Below are 457 nucleotides of genomic sequence, written 5' to 3' on the forward strand. Positions count from 1 at the left end.
TGTGGGCCATGGGGATGTACGAGAAGGTGAACCACAGGGCCGAGAACAGCAGCACGGCGCCGAACTTCACGCGCTCGGCGAAGGAGCCCACGATCAGCGCCACGGTGATGGCGGCGAAAGTGCCCTGGAAGGCGATGAACACGTACTCGGGGATGGTCGCCAGCGCCGACGACATGGTGTCGGCCTTGGTGCCGGCAAGGAACAGCTTGTCGAAGGAGCCGAAGAAGGTGCCCGCACCGCCGAAGGTGAGCGAGAAGCCGTAGATGGCCCACAGCAGGGAGATGAGCGAGAAGATCACCATCACCTGCATGAGCACCGACAGCATGTTCTTCGAGCGCGCCAGGCCGCCATAGAACAGGGCCAGGCCGGGGATGGTCATCAGGATGACGAGCAGCGTGGACGTGAGCATCCACGCGGTGTCGCCGCTGTCGAGTTTGGGCGCTTCAGCGGCGGCGGG

General features: G+C 64.6%; 1 protein-coding gene. It reads right to left on the minus strand.

Annotated elements, in window-relative coordinates:
* Positions 1-457 (minus strand): ammonium transporter (locus BGO22_RS18525; RefSeq protein ID WP_502686484.1); only part of this gene is annotated, 457 nt, incomplete at both ends.

This window comes from Hydrogenophaga sp. 70-12 (assembly GCF_001897365.1).
Lineage (GTDB): Bacteria > Pseudomonadota > Gammaproteobacteria > Burkholderiales > Burkholderiaceae_C > Hydrogenophaga > Hydrogenophaga borbori.